The organism is Rothia sp. HMSC069C04, from assembly GCF_001812895.1.
Taxonomy (GTDB): domain Bacteria; phylum Actinomycetota; class Actinomycetes; order Actinomycetales; family Micrococcaceae; genus Rothia.
The window spans coordinates 169,004-190,334 of sequence record NZ_KV810736.1; the positions used below are offsets into that span (position 1 = coordinate 169,004).

Here is a 21,331-nt window from a genome sequence, read left to right on the forward strand (position 1 = left end):
CTCTTCTGATTCAACCCTACCAATATCGGCGGCGCAATATCAGGCACCCGGTCGCAAGTCAAAGATATATTCTGCCCCACCGCGCCCCTCTTATGGTCAAAAGCGCTAAAACACCTGCCCACCTGTGGTGAAGGAGATATGATTAACCCATGACTGAGAACAACGAGAAGAGCACCGAAGCTCAGAAGAACGACCACCGCAGCACCCCTAAGGCGTCTGCGTTCACCGAATTCATTGCTAAGGACTGGGCCAAGGCCGAAGATGACGGCTACACCCGCGAGCCCGTAGCAGACTACGCAGCTGAGCGCCGCGCCAAGATCTCCAAGGCATTCCCCGGCGAGCGCCTCGTCCTGCCTGCAGGCCCGCTGAAGGTCCGCTCCAACGACTGCGACTACCGCTTCCGCCCCCACTCGGCGTTTGCGCACCAGACCGGCCTGGGCATCGACCACGAGCCTGACGCCGTGCTGATCTTCGAGCCCGTCGAAGAGGGTACCGGCGACAACGGCTCCAACCACGAGGTCACCCTGTACTTCCGCCCGCTGGCTGGCCGCGACACCACCGAGTTCTACGCGGATGCACGCTACGGCGAGTTCTGGGTTGGTCCCCGCCCCACCCTGAAGGAATTCTCCGAGCGCTTCGGTCTGCGTACCCGCGACCTGTCCGAGCTTGAGGTTGCTATCACCAAGAACGCCGGTAACCAGGGCCTGGGCGGCGTGAACATCCGCCTGGTCCGCAACGTTGACCCGGCTGTTGACGCGCTGGTTGACACCTCCCGCTACAACACCGGCGTGGAGCTGGAGCAGGCTGACAAGCTGGACTCCGAGCTGGCTGTGGCTCTCTCCGAGGCTCGCCTGATTAAGGACGCTATCGAGGTTGAGAACCTGCAGCGTTCCGTTGACATGACCGTCAAGGGCTTCGAAGAGGTCATTCGTGCACTGCCGAAGGCTAAGGAGCACCACCGCGGTGAGCGCGTCGTTGAGACTGCGTTCTTCTCCGTGGCACGTACCGACGGTAACGACCTGGGCTACGACACCATCGCAGCGTGCGGTAACAACGCAACCATCCTGCACTGGATCCGTAACAACGGCACCGTCGATGACGGCAAGCTGCTGCTGCTGGACGCAGGCGTTGAGGACGACACCCTGTACACCGCAGACGTGACCCGCACCTTCCCCGTGAACGGTAAGTTCACCGAGGTTCAGGCGAAGGTCTACAACGCTGTGCTGGATGCCGCTGACGCTGCATTCGCTGTGGCTAAGCCGGGCACCAAGTTCTACGAGATTCACGAGGCAGCCATGAACGTTCTGGCGCACCGTCTGGAAGAGTGGGGCCTGCTGCCGGTTTCCGCTGATGTTTCGCTCACCGTTGAGGGCGGTCAGCACCGCCGCTGGATGCCGCACGGCACCAGCCACCACCTGGGCCTGGATGTGCACGACTGCGCACAGGCTAAGGCTGAGCTGTACATGTGGGCTGAGCTGGAGCCGGGCATGGTCTTCACCATTGAGCCGGCCCTGTACTTCAAGGACGAGGACCTGTCGGTTCCCGAGGAGTACCGCGGTATCGGTATCCGCCTTGAGGACGACGTGCTCTGCACCGAGGACGGCAACGTGAACCTGTCTGCTGCACTGCCCCGCACCGTTGAGGGCATTGAGGAGTGGATGGCGAAGCTGGCGAAGTAAGCCTGACTCTTCACACCACCAGCACCGGTTAGTGCCGGTTGTATGTGCATAGCGAAAGCCCCTCACCGATTCGTTTCGGTGAGGGGCTTTTCGCGTATCTTCTGCGCTGCGTATCTTCTATGCCTGTTTCCCGCCGTTGTGCCTTACGGCTATTCGGAGTCCTTCGAGGACTTATCCTGCAGGCCCTGCGGGCGCGGAGTCGGACGTTGCGGCTTGGGCTGAATCAGCTTCGCGTATTCTTCCGGGTCGTCCACGCGCAGACCGTACCGCTGAGCCGGACGCTTCTGCGTATCTGACTTCTGAGCGGTCACCTGGCCAGTACTTGCCTGTTCTGCAGGCTGAGTGGACTGTGCAGCCTGTGCGGGCATGTTCTGCGCCGCGCTCTGAGACACCGCATTCTGCGCGGTAGTGTCACGCTCGGGCAGGGTCTGGTTCGGTGCCGGCTGGCTACCCGCCTGCGCACGGTACGAAGGAGCCTTCGGCGCACCGGTCGGAACCGGTGCACCATTCATCGAGACGGTGCTCTGAGCCGCACGAGCCTGCGAAGCCTCCGGGGCAGCCGCCGCACGAGCAGCCGCAACCGCCGCCGAAAAGCGAGGATGCGCACCCAGCACGCGGCGCGCATCCTGAGCGTACTCCGGCAGAGCGTACATCACGGTACGCGAGGGAATTGATTCGGCACGCATCGGATGGCGGCTCCCATGAGAGCGACGCAAAACGAACATCTGCCAGAGCACAAACATAGCCATCGACAGCAGCACATACTTTATTACCTCAAACGCAGAGGAGTCATTAGTCGAGGCTATAACCAGCAGTGCAAAAAACGCACCGAATCCTGCCCCTCGAAGCGCTGCAAAAGTCAAGATACGGCCATACGGCAACGGTACCGGGTACTCCACCTGGCGGATGCCGTCGTTGACCAGGTACAGCGCCGTGACCGGATAATCCTGCTCGCTGAGCACGTCAAAGGCGGCGAGCGCATCATCGTGACGCACGAAGGAGGCGATCGCCTCACCGGCGGGCAGGGGCTTGCCTTGAGCCTGCGCCAGGCGCGAGGCAACGAAAGAAGAAGTCGGGGTCGAGGGAATATTCGGCAGGTTAGAAGTCATGGCTTCTATTCTACCGCCCGCCCCAACCCTGGACCCGGTGGGCAGTTAGCTCCTCTATAGGCGTAGCGAACACCCGTTCAATTTCGGCTTCTCAAAGTGCGAATCCCCGCGGCGGAGCGTACCCTAGAGAGGTGAGCAATTCGAAGTTCAGCACCCCCAGCAAGATTTACATTGCCCGCCTTTTGGGCCTCGACGTTTTTGACCCCTTCGGTGACCGCCTCGGCCGTCTCCGAGACGTCGTCGTGCTCAAACGCGGCCTGGGCGCATCCATTGCGGGCGCCCGCCCCGCCAAGGGCAGCGAACCCATTGTTGTCGGCATCATCGTTGAGGTGCTCGGCAAGAAACGCGTGTTCATGCCCATGACCCGAGTGCGTAGCATCGACGCCTCCCAGATTATTTCAACCGGCCTGGTGAACCTGCGCCGCTTCGAACAGCGCAACTCTGAGACTCTCATCGTCGGTGAGCTCTTCGACCGCCGCGTGCGTCTGCTCGACGGCAGCGGCGACGCCGTCATTGAGGACATCGCCATTGAGCAGCGCCGCAACGGCGACTGGGGCGTGACCGAACTGTTCGTTTCCCGCGTCAGCTCCTCCTCCAGCACGTGGCGCCGCCGCTCCAAGGAGACCCTCATCGTCGACTGGGACGAGGCTCTGCTCTCCACCGACGTGGAACCGCAGGCGGCAACCGCGTTCGTGGCGAACCACGAGAATTCCAAGCCCGCCGACCTTGCGGACGCTATCCACGAGATGAGCGATAAGCGCATGGTCGAAATCGCCGCCGAGCTGCAGGATGAACGCCTCGCAGACGTTCTGCAGGAGCTACCCGCCGAGGACCAGGTGCAGATTCTGTCGCACCTGGACGACGAGCGTGCCGCGCAGGTCCTCGAAGAGATGGAACCGGACGACGCCGCCGACCTGCTTATCGAACTGGACGACGCCCAGCGTGAAAAGCTGCTCGAACTCATGGAACCCGACGAAGCAGACGACGTGCGTCGACTGCTCGAATATGACGAGGGTACCGCTGGTTCGCTCATGAACCCGGTGCCGATCATCCTCTCCCCGGAGGCGACCGTTGCGGAGGCGCTCGCGCACATCCGCGCCGAGGAGATCCCTCCGGCGATGGCGGCTGCCGTCATGGTGACCCGCCCGCCCCTGGAAACGCCGACCGGCAAGTACCTGGGTCTGGTGCACATGCAGAAGTTGCTGCGTGTGCCGCCGAGTGAGCCGATTGGTCACATCCTCGATACCGACACTGAGCCTGTCTCTGACCAGGCAAGTTTGGAAGAGCTGGCACGCGTGCTGGCGACCTATGACCTGACCATCGTTCCCATTGTGAACGAATCGCACCGCCTGGTAGGCGCAGTGACCATCGACGACGTGCTCGATGCGCTCCTGCCCGAAGACTGGCGCACTTACGATGATGGAACTCCCGTACGAAAGGTAGGACGACGCTTTGCCTGATTCGAACCGCCGCGACGCAAACCGTACCGAAGAGAACCCCCGCATCGATAAGGCGCGCATCCTCAAGGACCGCCTGGAGAAGAAGTACGCTGAACGCAACCGCGAGCGCGGCGACTCCCGCCCGCAGCGTAGCGACTCGCAGCTGAGCACCCCCGGCACCCGCAAGCCGAAGCTGTTCTCAAGCCCCAACCCGGACGCTTTCGGCCGCATGACCGAGGGTTTTGCGCGCTACATGGGTACCCCGCAGTTCCTGATGTGGATGACCATTTTCTGTGGCGTGTGGCTGGCGTGGAACTCCCTGGCGCCGGAGGAGATGCAGTTCGACCCGCGTAGCCTGAACTTCACCCTGCTGACCCTGATGCTGTCCCTGCAGGCTTCTTACGCTGCTCCCCTGCTGCTGTTGGCGCAGAACCGTCAGGACGACCGCGACCGCGTGGTGGCCTCTGAGGACCGTAAGCGTGACCAGCAGAACCTGGAGGAGACCCAGTACCTGACCCGCGAGATTGCTTCGCTGCGTATTGCTCTGCGTGAGGTTGCGACCCGTGACTTTGTCCGTAGCGAGCTGCGCGACATTCTTGAGGAACTGCAGAACATTGCGCAGGAGCAGGAGCGTCACGCCGAGCAGCTGCAGGACATCAGTGAGGACATTGAGGACCTGGAGGAGGCTATCGACGATATCGACACTTCCGAGGGTGAGGAGAAGGACGCTGAGGAGCAGGGCTCTGAGGACCAGAACTCTGAGAAGAAGGAGTCTGCGGGTGCCGATAACGGCGCCGATAAGTCCTCTGATAAGGCTGAACGCTCCGCGAAGGACTCTGTAAAGGACTCCGCGCAGGATTCCCGTCACGGCGATTTGAGCCAGCCTCAGAGCCGCGAATCTCAGCAAGCACAGCAGCATGCAGAGCGCACCCGTGAGGGAGGTGCCCGTGACCGCTGATAACCCGCTGCAGGATGCCCTCTACGCGGCGCTTGCCCGCGTCGAGGACCCCGAACTGCGCCGCCCCATTACGGAGCTGGGCATGGTGGAGACTGCGCTCGTGCATCCTGAACTGGATGAGCACGGTGAGCCGATTCCCGGCCGCCACTGGGCTGAGGTCACGGTGCTACTCACCATTGAGGGTTGCCCGCTGAAGAACACCATCGAGCAGCAGGTTCGTGACACCGCCGCCACCGTTGAGGGTATCGAGCGTGTGCAGCTGCAGGTGGGTGCGATGAACCCGCAGCAGCGTTCCGCCCTGCGTTCGATGCTCAAACCGGAGCGTTCCAACCCGTTTACCGCGCCCGGTTCGCTGACCCGCGTGTTCGGTGTGGTGTCCGGTAAGGGCGGTGTGGGTAAGTCCTCCATGACCGCGAATCTTGCCGCGGCGTTCGCTTCGCGCGGGCTTGCGGTGGGCATTATTGACGCGGATGTGCACGGCTTCTCGATTCCGGGTCTGCTGGGTATTACCGATGCCCCGACCCGACTGGATGATCTGATTCTTCCGCCGACCGTGGATGTGCCCGCCCCCGCCCAGCGTTGGGGTGAGCAGAAGGTCAGCGGCGGCTTTATTCGAGTGATTTCTATCGGCATGTTCCTCAAGGGCAACGAGCCGGTGGCGTGGCGCGGCCCCATGCTGCACCGTGCCCTGGAGCAGTTCATCATGGACGTGCACTTCGGTGCCCTGGATGTGCTGCTGCTCGATTTGCCGCCCGGCACCGGCGATATTGCCATCTCCATGGCTCAGCTGCTGCCGAATGCGGAGCTGGTGCTCATTTCCACCCCGCAGCACGCCGCGGTGGATGTGGCGGAGCGTGCCGGTACTCTGAGCCTGCAGACCGGTCAGAAGGTCGTGGGCGTGGTGGAGAACATGGCTGCCATGACCCTGCCGGACGGCACCGTGCTCGACATGTTCGGTTCTGGCGGCGGCCGGGTGCTCGCTGAGCGTCTTTCGGAGGCGCTCTCCTACCCGGTACCGCTGCTCGGTTCCGTCCCGCTGGATGTGAACCTGCGTACCGGCGGCGACGATGGCATGCCTGTCGTGTGGGGTTACCCCGACTCCGCCACCGCAGAAGAAATCCAGTCCATCGCCTCGCAGCTGCTGCAGTCGGGCGAGTCGAGGGCGGGTCAGAACCTGCCGCTCTTCGTTTAGAGATTGAGCGTCTAGAAGCTGACGGCCAAACAGCTGAGAATAGAAAGAACCCCGCACCATCACGGTGCGGGGTTCTTATCTATTCAAAATCTTAGGTTGCGTCCACGTCGAAGGGGGCGTATGCGCCTCGCGGAAGAGCACGGCTCTCCGACTTTTCCTTCTCCTTCAGCAGCGCCTCTTCACGTTCCTTCGCCTCACGCTCACGCTCGGCGTCATCCTCAGCGAATGCCTGCTTCACAATCACGCGCGGATCGTACTGGCGGGGGTCGTACTGGCGCCAGTTAATATCTTCCAGACCCGTCTCGCCCAGGGCTTCCTTGAAGTCGTCCTTCGCGTCGAACGCCATGCGGCGCACAGTCTTGACGAATTCACGAATCTGGCGGGCGTATTCGGGCATGCGTTCGGGGCCAATCACCACAAACGTGATGATGGCCAAAATAATCAACTCGGTGCCACTAATACCAAACACAGAATATAGATTATCAGTTCCGAGCCAGCACCGCCGAACCCGCGGCGCTTTCTGGACGTGTCTTTAAGCTCTGGACAAGCAGAAGGCGTACGCTACAGCACCGCGGAGGAGCATTGCGCTCACGGCTAAGAACACAAAAGACCGCCGGCAGCACACCGGCGATCTCCTGACACAATATTCGGTTTACGGCGGGTAGTCTCCGCCGCCGGGTTAAAACGCTACGGCTCCAGCCGCAGGCACACCCGCCTCCCGAACGCACAAGACCGCCGGCAGCACACCGGCGGTCTCAAGCACCTGTTGGAAAGAATCAGCGGTTTACGGCGGGTAATCTCCACCGCCGGGTTAAAACGCTGCGGCTCCAACCGCAGGCATGCCCGCCTCCCGAACGCAAAAGACCGCCGGCAGCACACCGGCGGTCTCCAGTCACGATATTCGGTTTACGGCGGATAATCTCCACCGCCGGGGAGCTGCTTCCAATGCCACAGCCAGCCCACCCAGCCCCACTGCGCACACGCACCCGCCACCAGCAGCGCCCAACGATACGCCCGCGAACGGCTCGCCGCCGCCACCACAATCACCAGCGGGAACAACGGCAACAACAGGCGGAACGTCGACGATTGCGGATTCAAAAACAGAATCAAATACGCAAAATAGCTTAGGCACCACAGGTTCAACGGAGCCGCCAAAACCCTACGCGCCAGGGGGCTCAAACACAGAGCAATAAAACCCAAAATCAGCAGAGTCAGCAGCACCGGAGCCGCATACCCAAAGTACAGGTACCCTTGCGAAAGCCACGGCTGAATCGGCGCCAAATGGGTACCGCGCCACGCCGTCTCCGTGGCGGTGTACGCATCCACACGGCCCGTAGCCCACCACGCAATCGCAGGCCACACCAGCGCACACGCACACACCACCAAGGCGCTGACCAGCTGCCCCAGATGACGCACAAACGCCGCACCCATACCCGACTGGCGGCTCGAACGCACCCAGCATGCAAACCACCACAGGCCGGCTGCCGCACCCAGGGGCACACCCACCGGGCGGGACAGGCACGCCAACGCCGCCACAGGAACCAGCAGGCCGTAGCGTCCCTGAACCAGGCACAGCAGCGCACCGGCAAGGAACACCAGGTTCAGCGACTCCGCATACGGCACCTGAAGCACCGGCGCCACCGGCAAGAACGACACCAATGCCACAGCCCACATAGACAGGGCAGAAGGCGACTCCTCACTTGTGAAACCGGTCGCCTTCAACGACGCCTCAAACAGCAGATAAATCACCCACGCCGCCGCGAAACCGGCAAGCAGAGCAACCGTCGCCGCCACCGGGTAGTACCCGATGCCCGTCGCATGGCTAATAGCACCGGAAAGCTGCGGGAAAATCGGGTAAAAAGCCCACTGATTCTGCTGAACCACACCCGCCGCATTCACCGGCAGCTCACTCGGGTAGCCCTGTACCGCGATCTGCTCATACCAGCCGGCATCCCAGATGCTAATGAACGACAAATAATCCAGATGCTGACCCCACGGGCTGCGCAGCTGCTGCTGACCGACCACGGCAAACACGATGAAACCCCACACGCGGGACAGACCGTAAATCAGCAGTACCGACAGCCACGCGGGCAGGGCACGCAGACGCTCCCCCACCCGGTGCAGGCGCTCACCGGCGGCGGTGTACGCCCAGGTCAGCAACTCATCAAAAGACTCGCCCTGTTCCTTCGTGGAGGCGGGGATGGCGGCACCCTGCGCGGGAGAATACGCGGGGGAAGCACTATTACGTTCAGGCGAAACACTCACGGGCGTTAGTTCCCCTCAGCCTGCGGGTTCTTTCGCTTCTCCACAAAGTCATGCGCGCTCAAGGTGCTCTCCGCATCATCAGCCAGCGGAACCGCACCGCGGCGAACCGACTCAGCGGCAGCAACGTTAGCATCAGCAGATTCTGCGGTCGAAGCAGCAGACTCAGCGGCGGGTGCGTTCTCAAGTGCCTTGTTATCTTCGGATGCACCGACGAGAGGAGCGATAAAGCCGAAATCCTCCACACGGTCGAAGGTGCCCAGACCGTCACGGCCCACGCCGCTGAAGAACGCGGCACCGGGCACGGCACGCTCACCGCCGAGCGCCACAACGGAGAGCACCGCAATGCCCGAAATCAGCAGGGCAAGCAGAATCAGAAGAAAGTTCATGTCAATCTCATATCATGCAGGACCGTCAACCCCTGACGGTCACCTAAATTCAAATAGTAGCGCCAGCACCGGCAGAATCAGCGTCGCGGTTAGTCCTCGTCACGGTCGCTGAGCAGCCAGGCACGCAAATCCGCGTGGCAACGGGTCAGCTGGCTAAAGCTCACATGCTCATTATCGGTGTGAGCCAGCAGGGCGTCACCGGGACCGAAGTTCACGGCGGGAATACCAATCTCGCTCAGGCGCGCCACATCCGTCCAACCGTACTTGGGCTGGGGTTCCTCGCCCACCGCCTCAATCAGGGATGCCGCCAGCGGGGTGTCCAGGCCGGGGCGAGCCGCCGGGGAAAGATCCACAAAGTCCAGCTCGTATCCGGCGAAAACCTCACGCACGTGGGCGACCGCCTCATCCAGGGTCTTATCCGGGGCGAATCGGTAGTTCACGTGCATCGCCGCCGCATCGGGAATCACGTTACCGGCAACGCCACCAGAAATCTGCACCGCATTCAGGCCCTCACGATAGTCCAGGCCCTCCACCGCGATGGTCTTCGGCTCGTAGGAGGCGAGCGCCGCCAACGCCGGTGCCAGGGCGTGAATCGCGTTCTCACCGCGCCAGGCGCGACCCGAGTGGGCGGCCAGGCCGCGGGTGCGCACGAAGAAACGCATGGTGCCGTTGCAGCCGCCCTCAATGGTGCCGTTGGTCGGTTCGAGCAGCACACCGAAATCTGCGTCGGTGATGAGCTCACCGTGGTTGCGGATCAGGCGCGCTAGGCCGGAAAGCTCGCTAGCGACCTCTTCGTTGTCGTAGAAGATGTAGGTCAGGTTGTAGTCGGTGTCCTGCGCGGTCAGCTCGGCGGCAAGCTTCAGCTGCACCGCAACGCCGCCCTTCATATCGGTGGCGCCGCGGCCGTAGAGCACGTACCCGTCCTCTTCTTCACGCACCGTAGAGGGCACAGTACCCAGGGAACCCTCGACGGTAGGCAGGGGCACGGTATCCAGGTGACCGGCGAGGATAATGCGGGTACGCTCCCCCTCAGCACTCTCCCCCTCAGCTCCAGGCAGCGGCGGGAATTCGGTGCGGGCAATGATGGCGTCCCCGTCACGGGTCAGGTGCAGGTGGGGGCAGAACGACAGCGCCGTGTGCACGGCATCAGCAATCGTTCGTTCGTTACCAGAAACCGACTCAAGATCCAGCAGGGCACGCGTCAGCTCGGGCATAGACACGTCCAAATTCAGGGGCGGTGCCGGAACCGGGTGACGTTCAGAAGTATTCGGGGAAACGCTCATCCTTCAACCTTACAGGTTCCCCCGTGCGCATACCCGCGCACACAACGCCCATATCGAGCATATGAGACGGTCTTGAAGGGGCGCCAAGCCCCAAACCTATAATGGAAGGCATGTCTGAAAACACTCCCCGTTACGCCTCCGGCGTCGCACTGGTCAATGTTGTTGTCTCCGGCGAGCACGCCGGCACCGTCCTGGATGCCTGGTTCCCCGCTCCCTCCCTCACCCAGACCCCCGACCTGTCCATCGCGGACGAGCTGGAGGAACTGGCCGCTGAGCACCCGGCGCGCAATGCCCGTACCGAGGTGCGTACCGCCTCCATCAACCTGGATGAGGCACCCGAAGACGCAGTCGACGCGTACCTGCGTCTGCACCTGCTCTCCCACACTCTGGTTCGCCCCAACGAGCTGAACCTGGACGGCCTGTTCGGTACCCTGGCGAATGTTGCGTGGACTAACCACGGCCCGGTGCTTGCCGCTGAGCTCCAGAAGCTGGCGATTGGTCTGCGCAAGCTGGGCCACCTGAGCGTGAGCCACATTGATAAGTTCCCGCGCCTGGTGGATTACGTGGTTCCCGCCGGCGTGCGTATTGGTGACGGCGACCGTCTGCGCCTGGGCGCGCACCTGGCGTCCGGCACGACCGTGATGCACGAGGGCTTCGTGAACTTCAACGCCGGTACCCTGGGCACTTCCATGGTTGAGGGCCGTATTTCTCAGGGCGTTGTGGTGGGCGACGGCTCGGATGTGGGTGGCGGCGCCTCCACGATGGGTACCCTCTCCGGTGGTGGCACTCAGCGCGTCTCTATTGGTGAGCGTTCTCTGCTGGGTGCGGAGTCCGGTATCGGTATTGCCCTGGGTGATGACTGCGTGGTTGAGGCTGGCCTGTATGTGACCGCTGGTTCGCGCGTGAGTGTTCTGCTGCCCGGTCAGGAGGCGCGCGTGGTGAAGGCTGCGGAGCTGTCCGGCGTGTCGAACCTGCTGTTCCGCCGCAATTCGATCAGCGGCGCGATTGAGGTTCTGCCGCGTGCAAAGAACACCGTGGAGCTGAACGAGGCGCTACACCTGAACTAGTCTGTACCTGGACTAGCGCTGGTTGCCCTTGCCAACGTTGGGGGTCGGCCCGCGAACTTTAGGGATCGGCTTTAGGGGTCGGGATGTGTGAAGCATCCCGACCCCTTTTCTGCGCCCGGTGTTCCCTCGTCCGCCGATCTTACAGACTGGGCGCGAATCCGCGGCGGCTACGATGACCGTTTTCAGAGCGGGATGCTCGGGCTTTCGCTAGGCTGGTAGTACCGGGTACAGCGCACCCGCCATGACTGACCACCTGTATAGTTCAGAGAGGAACTCAGATGCCCGAATCAACTAAGTCAGAGTCGACGATGAGCGAAACCTACCGGCACTTTATGCGACTTTTCCCCTACCCGCACGAGCGTATTCCAATGGGCGCTCCTGCCGCTGATGCCATGGCTCGTTACGATGAGTTGGCTAAGCTGGGGCGCGCGGAGGGGTTCGTCCCCTTCTTCCTAAACCTGAACGATACGGTGCTTGAAAGCATGGTCATTGCGGTGTCCCTTGAGCACGACATCATTGACGATGTTGAGACTCTGACCCCCGAGCAGGTGAGCGCCTACACTCGTGCCGTCCTGCAGCGTTACCGTACCGCCCGGGGTGGCGCCTCCACCGAAGAGTACGGTAGCGCCGCCATTGCTCAGCAGTTGCGCCAGGTTATGGACGATGGCGAAGATACTAGCGAAGACGACCCGGACGACTTCAACCTCAATGAGCTTGTTGACGAGTTTATGGGCTCCGATTTTCTGCCCGATGAGGAGCCCGAAGATGACGCCCCGATTCTTTCTGCCCTACTCTGCTACGAGCTCCAGGATGAGGAGCAGGGCGAGATGCTCCTGCTGCAGATTCCGACCGATGACCCCGCCGATATTCCCGCGTACCTGCCCTTCGGCGGCTGGAATGACTGCCCGAACGCCGAAACGCAGCTGGCGTTCACCCACTATTGGCGTGAAAAGTACGGCGCAATCCCGGCGGCTCTTGACAATGCCGATTGTCTGGAATTTCTGGTGGAACGCCCCGTAACCGACCCGTTGGAGGCGAAGAAGGTGGCGGTCGAGCAGTTCGCGTTCTGTTCCGATCTTCCGTTCCAGGTGTTTGAGGATTTTGAGCAGCTGACGGAGTTTATTCACCAGAGCCGCCAATGGTATTTCTGGTGGGATTAGACGCAAGCTATACAGCGAGGTGGGGGCGAGTGGCGACACACCTAAAGAACGCTTCCCACATGCTCACACCAGAGTGCACAAGCGCACAGTGTCCCGCAGTACTTACACCCCATGCACAGCTGTACCATTAGATACAGCTCAACAGCTTTTGTCCCCCATCCGGAGCACTTTTTCCGGATATATAAAGCCCGAAAGGACATCATGAAGGTACTCGTTACCGGCGGCGCCGGCTACATCGGCTCCCACACTGTACTTGAACTGCTCAAGGCAGGCCACGACGTCGTCGTCATGGATAACCTCGCGAACTCTTCCGAGGAGTCCCTCAAGCGCGTCGCTGAACTCGCTGGCCGCGCCCCCGAGTTCCACAAGGTTGACCTGCTCGACCTCGAAGGTATGAAGGCTCTCTTCAAGCAGGTTCGCCCCGACGCTGTGATTCACTTTGCGGGCCTGAAGGCTGTGGGCGAGTCCGCTGAGAAGCCGCTGTGGTACTACCAGACCAACGTGGCTGGCACCCTGAACCTGCTGTACGCAATGGACGAGGCTGACTGCCACTCCATCGTGTTCTCCTCCTCCGCTACCGTGTACGGTGAGCCCGAGTCCATGCCTCTGATCGAGAAGATGAACATGGACGCGCAGTCCTGCTACGGCCGCACCAAGGAGCACATTGAGGACATGCTGGTTGACCTGGCTGCTTCCGACTCCAAGTGGAACATTGCTCTGCTGCGTTACTTCAACCCCGTTGGTGCGCACGAGTCCGGCCGTATCGGTGAGGACCCGGCGGGTATCCCGAACAACCTGGTGCCCTTCATCGCGCAGGTTGCTGTGGGTCGCCGCGAGCACCTGAACGTCTTCGGTAATGACTACCCGACCGTTGACGGTACCGGCGTGCGCGACTACATCCACGTGGTTGACCTGGCTGACGGCCACCTGAAGGCGCTGAACTACATTACTGAGCACGGCGGCCTGCACACCTGGAACCTGGGTACCGGTAACGGCTACTCGGTTCTGCAGGTTCTGCACGCGTTCGAGGAGGCGTGCGGTAAGGAACTGCCGTACAAGATTGTGGATCGTCGCCCCGGTGACGTTGCAGTCTCTTACGCTGATCCTTCCTCCGCTCTGGCGGATCTGGGTTGGAGCGCTAGCCGCGACATTAAGACCATGATTCGCGACCACTGGAACTGGCAGAAGAACAACCCCAACGGTTACGAAGCCTAAGCTGTTTTAGCCCCTTGTGAGGGGTGTTGAAGAGTGCCCGATAGGTGTTATATCACCTATCGGGCATTTTTGCGCGCTTTTTTGAAATTTTTGCCGGCAGGCGAGTTACACACCGGAGGCGGTTGGCACCTCCCGGGAGCATGCCGAGTATTTGCGGTGTTACTCCTAGTCAGGGCCTTTTACGCAGAAGAGGTGCTTTTGACCCGTATTTTTACGTCAAAAATACTATAACTATGCACTACCCCTTAAAAATTCACAGTGTTTCAATAGGGAAACGAATAATTTACACGCGTGTTACATGGCGCATGTAAACTGAAAACACACCATTTTTGTAACCCACATCATAGATACATCTCACATGAAAGGTTAGTGATGTCCGCACAGGCAGCTCCCGCAGCACAGAAAAATCTCGTAGAGATTACCGACGTCAACAAGTACTACGGCACTAATCACGTTCTGAAGAACATCAACCTTTCCGTGGGCAAGGGCGAAGTCATCATCCTCCTCGGCCCGTCGGGTTCCGGCAAATCGACCCTCTGCCGAACCATCAACCGCCTCGAAACCATCTCCAGCGGTTCCATCAAGATTGACGGGCAGGAACTGCCCAAGGAGGGCCGCGCCCTCGCCAAGCTCCGCGCAGAGGTCGGCATGGTTTTCCAGTCGTACAACCTCTTCGCGCACAAGAACATCCTCGATAACGTGACCCTCGGCCCCCGCCGCATCCGCAAAATCTCCAAGTCGGAGGCAGAAGCGGAGGCCATGAAGCTGCTCGCAAAGGTCGGCGTGGATTCCCAGGCGAACAAGATGCCCGCCCAGCTTTCCGGTGGCCAGCAGCAGCGCGTCGCCATCGCCCGCGCCCTCGCCATGAAGCCCAAGGTCATGCTCTTCGACGAGCCCACCAGCGCGCTCGACCCCGAAATGGTCAACGAGGTGCTCGACACCATGGTCTCCCTCGCGAAGGAAGGCATGACCATGATCGTGGTGACCCACGAGATGGGCTTCGCCCGCAAGGCCGCCGACCGCATCGTGTTCCTGGCCGACGGCGAAATCGTCGAGGAAGCCCACCCGGACGAGTTCTTCACCAACCCGAAGAGCGACCGCGCCAAGGACTTCCTGTCCAAGATCATCGACCACTAATCCGGAGGGTGAAATGAAAAAATATTCACGCAAGCTGGCAGCGCTCGCCGCGGCAGCATCCCTCGCCCTCACCGGCACCCTCGCCGGTTGCTCCAGCGCAAACAACGACCACAAGATTCGCATCGGCATCAAGTTCGATCAGCCCGGCCTCGGTTACCAGGATGGCAGCCAGTACACCGGCTTCGATGTGGACGTAGCACGCTACATCGCCGGTAAGCTCGGCTACTCCGAAGACCAGATTGAGTTCGTCGAGTCCCCCAGTGCCAACCGTGAGAACATGCTCAACAACGGCCAGGTGGACATGATCTTTGCGACCTACTCCATCTCTGATAGCCGTAAGAAGACCGTGGACTTCGCCGGCCCCTACTACACCGCGGGTCAGGACCTGCTCGTGCGTGCCGATAACACCGATATTCACGGCCCGGACGACCTCAACGGCAAGAACCTCTGCTCCGTCACCGGCTCCACCAGCGCCCAGAAGGTGCAGGACAAGTTCGCCAAGAACGTGAACCTGGTCAAGCAGAATAGCTACTCCGACTGCGTGGTCGCCCTCAACGGCGGCGTGGTGGACGCCGTCACCACCGACGACATCATCCTCGCCGGTCTGGCAGCCACCAAGGCGAACAAGGGCAAGCTGAAGGTGGTTGGTGCACCGTTCACCACTGAACGCTACGGTGTGGGTCTGCCCAAGGGCACCGACAAGTGCGAGGCCGTGAACAAGGCAATCAACGAGATGGTCGCCGACGGCACCTGGGAGAGGCTGGTCACCAAGTACACCGAAGGTACCGGCTACCACTACAACACCGAAAAGAACCCGCCGTCCCCGAGCGCTTCCTGCGCCTAGTCTCTAGAGAGGTTCACGAATGTCATTCTTTGACCAACTCGGCGCCCTCCTGGCAAAGTACGATGTGCTCGGCGCCTTCATGACCAATATTGAGCTGACCTTCTGGGCGGCTATTGGCTCCTTCGTCATCGGTACCGTGCTGGCGCTCATGCGCATCAGCCCCGTTCCGTCCCTGCGCTGGGTGGGTACCGCCTACGTGCACCTGGTGCGTAACACTCCGCTGACTATTCTGATGACCCTGGCGATTCTGGGTGTGTGGACTCAGTTCCAGCTCTCCTTCTCGCACGATTTTGACACGAACTTCTTCGTGTACGCGGTGATTGTGCTGTCGATTTACCACGCGGCGTTCATCTGCGAGGCGATTCGTTCGGGTGTGAACACCGTGCCGAAGGGGCAGGCTGAGGCAGCACGCGCTATCGGTCTGGGCTTCTTCGACACCGCCCGCCTGGTGATTTTCCCGCAGGCTCTGCGCGGTTCCATCACCCCGCTCGGTAACACCCTGATTGCTCTGGCGAAGAACACGACCGTGGCTTCCGTGGCGTCGGTGGCTGAGGCTTCCGGCATGATGAAGTCCATGATTGAGTTCGACGCGAACATGGTGCTTGCCATCTTCATGATCTTCGCAATGGGCTTCGTGATTATTGTTGTTCCCATTGGTGTCCTGACCACCTGGTCCTCTCGTAAGCTGGCGGTGAAGCGATGAAAAACCCCTTTATCAGTAATGAAACCCGCGCCGCTTCTTCGGTGCTTTTCGATGAGCCGGGCCCCATTGCTCAGCGCCGCACCCGCATCTTCAACATTGCGGCACTCATCGTCTTCGCGATTTTCGCGGTGTACGTGCTGACCGTGATGGGTGAGAAGGGCCAGCTGGAGCCGGAGAAGTGGACTGATCTGTTCACCGCCCGTGCCTGGACTTCCTACTACCTGCCGGGCCTCGCCTCAACCCTGTCGGCGGCAGCGATTTCGGTGGTCACCTCCATCGCGTTCGGTCTGCTCTTCGGTATTGCTCGACTGTCTCAGTACCGTGTATTCCGTTGGATTGGTACCGTGGTCGTGGAGTTCTTCCGCGCCGTGCCCGTGCTGATCATGATGATCTTCTTCTGGCTGTTCCTGGGCAAGTACAGCGGCCTTCCGCCGGCTCAGCTGCCCTTCATCGCCGTGGTGATTGGCCTGACCCTGTACAACGGCTCGGTGATTGCTGAGCTGTTGCGTTCGGGTGTGAAGCAGCTTCCGCGCGGTCAGGGTGAGGCGGGTCTGGCAATCGGTCTGACCCCCAGCCAGACTCTGATTCAGATTCTGATTCCGCAGGCGTTCACCGCGATGATGCCCTCGATGCTCAGCCAGTTCGTTGTGATTCTGAAGGACACCGCCCTCGGTTACATCATCTCCTACCCCGAGCTGCTCGCTTCGGCGCGCCGCATCGGCTCCGGTGACGGTAACGTGCTGCAGACCCTGCTTCTGGCAGCGGCGCTGTTCGTGATTGTGAACTTCATCCTGACGGCTGTGGCAACCGGCATTACCGACCGCCTGGCATCGCGCACCTCCGCTAAGGTGACCCGCGAGCTGATTCCCGGCGAGTTGGATAACCCGAACCCGCCGACCGTTCAGATGTTCGTTCTGCCCGGCGGCCGCAAGTAGCCCTTCTCGTTCGGGCTCCTCAGCCAACGGCAATCAGCGGATACGGCAAAGCCCCCGCACTCCCCTTTCGGGAGGGTGCGGGGGCTTTCTGCTATGCGGGCTAGTTAGACCCGTCGGGGCTACTTAGCGGCAGATGCCTTCAGACGCTCAGCAGCCTTCGCCACCGCCTCATCAGAAGCGGTCAGAGCGATACGCACGTAGCCTTCGCCGTCCTCGCCGTAGAACACGCCGGGGCCAGCAATAATACCCAGCTCCGCCAGGCGACCAATCGAATCCCAGGTGGACTCACCGAAAGTGGTCCACAGGTACAGGCCAGCCTCAGAATTCTCGATGCGGCCACCGGCGGCGGCAATCGCCTCCTGCAGTACCTCGCGGCGGGCACGGTACAGGTCCTTCTGAGCCGCCACGTGTGCCTCATCAGCCAGCGCCACCATCATGGCAGCCTGCACGGGGGCGGGCACAATCATGCCGGCGTGCTTACGGCTATTAATCAGGTTCGGCATCAGCTCGGGGGCACCGGCGATGAACGCGGCGCGGTAACCGGCGAGGTTCGACTGCTTCGACAGCGAGTACACCGCAAACAGGCCGGTGAAGTCGCCATCGCACACGCGCGGATCCAGGATAGACGGCACCGGCTGACCGCCGCGCACCTCATCCCAAGCACCCCAACCGAGCTCCGCATAGCATTCGTCAGATGCCACCACGGCACCGATTTCACGCGCCTGCGCCACAATCTCACGCAGCTGCTCCACGGTACGCACCACACCGTTCGGGTTCGCCGGGGAGTTCACCCAAATCAGCTTCACACGGCTGCGGGTGTCAGCGTCCAGCTCATCCAGGCTGTCAGCGGGCACGGACTCGGCGCGGGCGAAGCGGGCACCCATATCGTAGGTGGGGTACGCAACGCGCGGGTACACGACCACATCGCCCGGGCCCAGACCCAGCAGGAACGGCAGCCACGCCACGAGCTCCTTCGAGCCGACCGTGGGCATGATTGCCTCCGGGCTCAGGCCCTTCACGCCGCGTCGGCGCTCAAACCACTCGGCAATAGCCTCACGCAGGGCGGGGGTACCGTGAGTAGTCGGGTAGCCGGGTGCGTCGGAGGCTGCCGCCAGCGCCTCGCGGATGTTCTGCGGGGTCGAGTCGACCGGGGTGCCAATGGACAGGTCCACCGGCCCGTCCGGGTGGGCGGCTGCGGTTGCGCGGTAGGGGGCGAGCGCCTCCCAGGGGTATTCGGGCAGGTTCAGGCCGTAAGTCATTGTGTCACCTGGTTGCTTGGGAATAGTTTTCGTCATTTTAGTCTAGCGTCCGGGCGCTGGCGTGCCTATAGCAAGAGCCTCCATTCCAGCGCCTAGACGGTGCGTGGGCACCGGGGGCTAGATGGAGGCTCTTGGCACCCGTCAGAGGGTGCGATCAGTCTATGCGGTTGTAGCTATTATTCGCCGCAGGCTACTACTCGCCGCAGGTTATTATTCGCCGCGCGGGGGCAGTGCCGCGATGAAGGGCACGTCCTTGCCGGTGGGGCCGAGCTTTGCTGCGCCACCGGGGGAACCCAGGTCGTCGAAGAAGTCTGCGTTGGCGCTGACGTATTCGGTCCACTCTTCGGGGACGTCGTCTTCGTAGTAAATTGCTTCTACGGGGCAGACGGGCTCGCAGGCGCCGCAGTCCACGCACTCATCGGGGTGGATGTACAGGGTGCGTTCGCCTTCGTAGATGCAGTCGACGGGGCATTCTTCAACGCATGCGCGGTCTTTGACATCCACGCAGGGAAGCGCGATTACGTAGGTCATTGGTGTGCCTTTCTAGAAGCTGTTCGCCCCGTGCCCGCCGTTCTGCGGGTCGTCTGCTGCAGGGCAAAGTCTACAGAGTAAACCGCCGAGTGGTTGGTACCCGGCGGGGAAGTCTGTGTATAGTCTATCGCGCGCTGACTGTTTAACAGTATTTTCGTGGTGTATCAGACAGTGGGTCATTGGGTTTGTGGGGGTATTTTTTAGGCTAGGCTGACCTGGCACTTCTCAGCGTTATGGCTAGTCGGTAGGCTTTTAAAAATAGATTAAGCCAAAAATGAAATCTTCGTCACATGATTTTTTTGATGAAGTCGCCGCTATTTCCACCCCGCTAAATTCACCGAATAACGCATAAATTTTCTTCCCTATTGTCCTCTACCTGGGCCTCTGTCCGGCGGGTGCAGAAGACAGCAGCGGTGTAGCGCCCAAAAACAGCAGGAGGGGCGCCCCGGCACACCGGAACACCCCTCCCCTTAGGTTATGACGTAGTGATAACTTCAGACTACTTCTTTGCGCGCGCACGCTGATGCGCCGCACGCGGCGAGAAATACTGCGCATCCTTCACACGAGCGCGCGTGTACACGAGCATACCCAGCATCGCCGCAACCGGGGCACCAAACCACCACAGGGCACCGTAGAAGCCAATCGCCGAATGGCCCGGGTTCACCAGAACAAACGGCGAATCGGGGCGACCGTAACCGAGTACGTACACGGTCACGAATACTGCAACAGCCACGACCGCCGCCGCGTAGCCGCGACGCAGCGACAGGGCGCACCACAGGGCGGTAAAGAAAACCGTCAGGTACGCCACCAGCAAGCCGAGGGGCAGGGCGGTATCACCCGCATAAACGACCCAAGCGTGGTAGATCGACCCGGCAATGCCGGCAAAAATACCCAGAATCGAGCCGGTCAAAACACCCGCAACCAGGCCAGCCTCCTGCGGCTTCGGGTGCACGGTCGCAGTCGGGTCGCCGTCGAGCACACGAAAAGTCTCTACGGCAGAAATCTTCTGCGGCACCTTATTCGAGTACTCGAAAGTCTTCTCGTCCACCACCGTAATCTGGGTGCGGTGCGCCTCCATTGCCTTACGCTTGGCGGTGCCATCACCGTAAATAGCAGCCTGCAGACGCTGATCCGCCGTATCGAACTCACCCTCAATGCCCCAGGTGAGAATCGGGCGGTCCTCGTCATCTTCAAGAATCTGCAGGGCGCGGTGCACGATCTCGTACACGCGCACGTGGTCGGGGTGACCGTAGCCGCCGTCCGAATCGTAGGTGACCAGAACATCCGGGGTGAGGGCACGAATAGCGGCAACCAGCGCCTGAGCCTGCGGTTCCAGCGGCTGCGCGGTCAACGAATCCTCCGCCGCCACCGGGTTGGCGACGGGCTTACCCTCCGGGCCCCACGCCATGCCGGAGTCACGGTACAGCGGCAACGTGCCCTCCGCAACGGCGGGTTCCTGCCCCAGGAAGAACTGCTTCTTCACGCCCAGCGCCTTGATAGCGCCGGCAAGCTCACCGGTGCGATACTCGCCCAACGCCTCACCGTTATCACGGCAGCCGGGCTTACCGACCTCCAGGTGGTGCAGCTCCTCGGGGATGACCTCGCCCAGCTCGCCACGGGTCGCGGTCAGCAGGTACACCTCAGCACCCTTCTGCGCGTAGTACGCCATGGTTGCGCCGGTTGAGGAGGTCTCATCATCCGGGTGCGCGTGCACGAACAGGATGCGTGCCTTCTTCGCATCGTAGTTATTCGGAAGCAGGTCACGGCGGGAACCGGGAGTGATACGCTCACCCTGCGTGGGGTAGCTGGGGGTCGCAGAATCAGGCTGAGTGTTCTCGGTTTCAGACACAGGCTTTCCCTCTCATACGCAGGGTTGGGTTTCTTGGACGGTCAAAGCGCGCCAGCAATTTGCATCGTTGATCAGCAGACGTTGAGTAACGGACGGGTGCCGCCACCGTGCAGGCGCATTATTTTATCTTACACACTCGCATGTACAGCGCGGGGTGTTCAGGCTTTTCGGAAGCAGTTTTAGGCAGAAAGCAAAAGCGTTCCGCTCTCCTTGTTCTTCTCTCCGCCCTACCCCTTCGGTACTTCCCGAACGTGCCTGAGGGTTAAACAGAACCGCCGCTACCTCCTCTTCGGAAGGCAGCGGCGGTTCTTACGCAACGA

Annotated in this window: 19 protein-coding genes; 11 read left to right on the top strand and 8 right to left on the bottom strand. The window is 61.2% G+C overall.

Annotated elements, in window-relative coordinates; translation table 11 throughout:
* The first annotated feature begins 149 nt into the window (after nucleotides 1–149).
* Nucleotides 150–1,679: an aminopeptidase P family protein gene (locus tag HMPREF2879_RS03330; protein ID WP_005508501.1), complete on the top strand. Its 1,530-nt coding sequence runs from the start codon at nucleotides 150–152 to the stop codon at nucleotides 1,677–1,679.
* A 149-nt stretch (nucleotides 1,680–1,828) separates the two neighbouring features.
* Here HMPREF2879_RS03330 and HMPREF2879_RS03335 read toward each other — a convergent pair whose 3' ends face one another.
* The gene (locus HMPREF2879_RS03335; protein ID WP_012903160.1) at nucleotides 1,829–2,788 is read right to left on the bottom strand and encodes a hypothetical protein; all 960 of its coding nucleotides are present in this window, start codon (nucleotides 2,786–2,788) and stop codon (nucleotides 1,829–1,831) included.
* 131 nt (nucleotides 2,789–2,919) lie between these two features.
* On the opposite strand from HMPREF2879_RS03335, the gene HMPREF2879_RS03340 reads away from it, so the two are divergent.
* Genes HMPREF2879_RS03340 through HMPREF2879_RS03350 form a run of 3 tightly spaced genes read left to right on the top strand, consistent with a single transcriptional unit; the run spans nucleotide 2,920 to nucleotide 6,377 of the window.
* Entirely contained in the window at nucleotides 2,920–4,248 is a 1,329-nt protein-coding gene (locus HMPREF2879_RS03340; RefSeq protein WP_049341854.1) for a magnesium transporter MgtE N-terminal domain-containing protein, read from the top strand.
* Complete coding sequence (locus HMPREF2879_RS03345) at nucleotides 4,241–5,185, top strand: DUF1003 domain-containing protein (RefSeq protein WP_070634819.1); 945 nt, start codon at nucleotides 4,241–4,243, stop codon at nucleotides 5,183–5,185. Before HMPREF2879_RS03340 ends, HMPREF2879_RS03345 begins: the two co-directional genes overlap by 8 nt.
* Nucleotides 5,175–6,377 carry a P-loop NTPase gene (locus HMPREF2879_RS03350; RefSeq protein ID WP_070634820.1) on the top strand — a complete coding sequence of 401 codons (1,203 nt, stop codon included), beginning with the start codon at nucleotides 5,175–5,177 and terminating at the stop codon, nucleotides 6,375–6,377. Before HMPREF2879_RS03345 ends, HMPREF2879_RS03350 begins: the two co-directional genes overlap by 11 nt.
* Nucleotides 6,378–6,468: 91 nt before the next feature.
* Here the strand turns inward: HMPREF2879_RS03350 and HMPREF2879_RS03355 are convergent, their stop codons facing one another.
* From HMPREF2879_RS03355 to dapE, 4 genes are all read right to left on the bottom strand, one after another.
* Nucleotides 6,469–6,846: a twin-arginine translocase TatA/TatE family subunit gene (locus HMPREF2879_RS03355; protein WP_005505243.1), complete on the bottom strand. Its 378-nt coding sequence runs from the start codon at nucleotides 6,844–6,846 to the stop codon at nucleotides 6,469–6,471.
* 437 nt (nucleotides 6,847–7,283) lie between these two features.
* Nucleotides 7,284–8,642: a hypothetical protein gene (locus HMPREF2879_RS03360; RefSeq protein ID WP_070634821.1), complete on the bottom strand. Its 1,359-nt coding sequence runs from the start codon at nucleotides 8,640–8,642 to the stop codon at nucleotides 7,284–7,286.
* A gap of 5 nt (nucleotides 8,643–8,647) precedes the next feature.
* Nucleotides 8,648–9,028 carry a taurine ABC transporter substrate-binding protein gene (locus tag HMPREF2879_RS03365; RefSeq protein ID WP_070634822.1) on the bottom strand — a complete coding sequence of 127 codons (381 nt, stop codon included), beginning with the start codon at nucleotides 9,026–9,028 and terminating at the stop codon, nucleotides 8,648–8,650.
* 89 nt (nucleotides 9,029–9,117) lie between these two features.
* Nucleotides 9,118–10,311: a succinyl-diaminopimelate desuccinylase gene (gene dapE, locus HMPREF2879_RS03370; RefSeq protein WP_049349379.1), complete on the bottom strand. Its 1,194-nt coding sequence runs from the start codon at nucleotides 10,309–10,311 to the stop codon at nucleotides 9,118–9,120.
* A 101-nt stretch (nucleotides 10,312–10,412) separates the two neighbouring features.
* Here dapE and dapD point away from each other — a divergent pair, with 101 nt between their 5' ends.
* From dapD to HMPREF2879_RS03405, 7 genes are all read left to right on the top strand, one after another.
* Nucleotides 10,413–11,378, top strand: a complete 966-nt coding sequence (gene dapD, locus HMPREF2879_RS03375) for a 2,3,4,5-tetrahydropyridine-2,6-dicarboxylate N-succinyltransferase (RefSeq protein WP_049356443.1) — start codon at nucleotides 10,413–10,415, stop codon at nucleotides 11,376–11,378.
* A gap of 278 nt (nucleotides 11,379–11,656) precedes the next feature.
* Nucleotides 11,657–12,538, top strand: a complete 882-nt coding sequence (locus tag HMPREF2879_RS03380; RefSeq protein ID WP_070634823.1) for a DUF4253 domain-containing protein — start codon at nucleotides 11,657–11,659, stop codon at nucleotides 12,536–12,538.
* Between the two features lie 201 nt (nucleotides 12,539–12,739).
* Nucleotides 12,740–13,753 carry a UDP-glucose 4-epimerase GalE gene (galE, locus tag HMPREF2879_RS03385; RefSeq protein WP_044150267.1) on the top strand — a complete coding sequence of 338 codons (1,014 nt, stop codon included), beginning with the start codon at nucleotides 12,740–12,742 and terminating at the stop codon, nucleotides 13,751–13,753.
* 372 nt (nucleotides 13,754–14,125) lie between these two features.
* Nucleotides 14,126–14,890, top strand: a complete 765-nt coding sequence (locus HMPREF2879_RS03390) for an amino acid ABC transporter ATP-binding protein (protein ID WP_070634824.1) — start codon at nucleotides 14,126–14,128, stop codon at nucleotides 14,888–14,890.
* Between the two features lie 13 nt (nucleotides 14,891–14,903).
* Nucleotides 14,904–15,734, top strand: a complete 831-nt coding sequence (locus tag HMPREF2879_RS03395) for a glutamate ABC transporter substrate-binding protein (RefSeq protein WP_012903146.1) — start codon at nucleotides 14,904–14,906, stop codon at nucleotides 15,732–15,734.
* Between the two features lie 19 nt (nucleotides 15,735–15,753).
* Complete coding sequence (locus HMPREF2879_RS03400) at nucleotides 15,754–16,437, top strand: amino acid ABC transporter permease (RefSeq protein WP_012903145.1); 684 nt, start codon at nucleotides 15,754–15,756, stop codon at nucleotides 16,435–16,437.
* Nucleotides 16,434–17,372: an amino acid ABC transporter permease gene (locus tag HMPREF2879_RS03405; RefSeq protein WP_012903144.1), complete on the top strand. Its 939-nt coding sequence runs from the start codon at nucleotides 16,434–16,436 to the stop codon at nucleotides 17,370–17,372. Before HMPREF2879_RS03400 ends, HMPREF2879_RS03405 begins: the two co-directional genes overlap by 4 nt.
* A 119-nt stretch (nucleotides 17,373–17,491) precedes the next feature.
* On the opposite strand, the gene dapC is transcribed toward HMPREF2879_RS03405, so the two are convergent.
* The 3 genes from dapC to HMPREF2879_RS03420 form a co-directional block, all read right to left on the bottom strand.
* The gene (dapC, locus tag HMPREF2879_RS03410) at nucleotides 17,492–18,631 is read right to left on the bottom strand and encodes a succinyldiaminopimelate transaminase (protein WP_070634825.1); all 1,140 of its coding nucleotides are present in this window, start codon (nucleotides 18,629–18,631) and stop codon (nucleotides 17,492–17,494) included.
* Nucleotides 18,632–18,841: 210 nt separating this feature from the next.
* Nucleotides 18,842–19,162: a ferredoxin gene (gene fdxA / locus HMPREF2879_RS03415; protein WP_049354209.1), complete on the bottom strand. Its 321-nt coding sequence runs from the start codon at nucleotides 19,160–19,162 to the stop codon at nucleotides 18,842–18,844.
* Between the two features lie 499 nt (nucleotides 19,163–19,661).
* Nucleotides 19,662–21,011 (bottom strand): PIG-L family deacetylase, encoded by a 1,350-nt coding sequence (locus tag HMPREF2879_RS03420; protein WP_070634826.1) that lies wholly within the window; start codon nucleotides 21,009–21,011, stop codon nucleotides 19,662–19,664.
* Nucleotides 21,012–21,331: the final 320 nt, after the last annotated feature.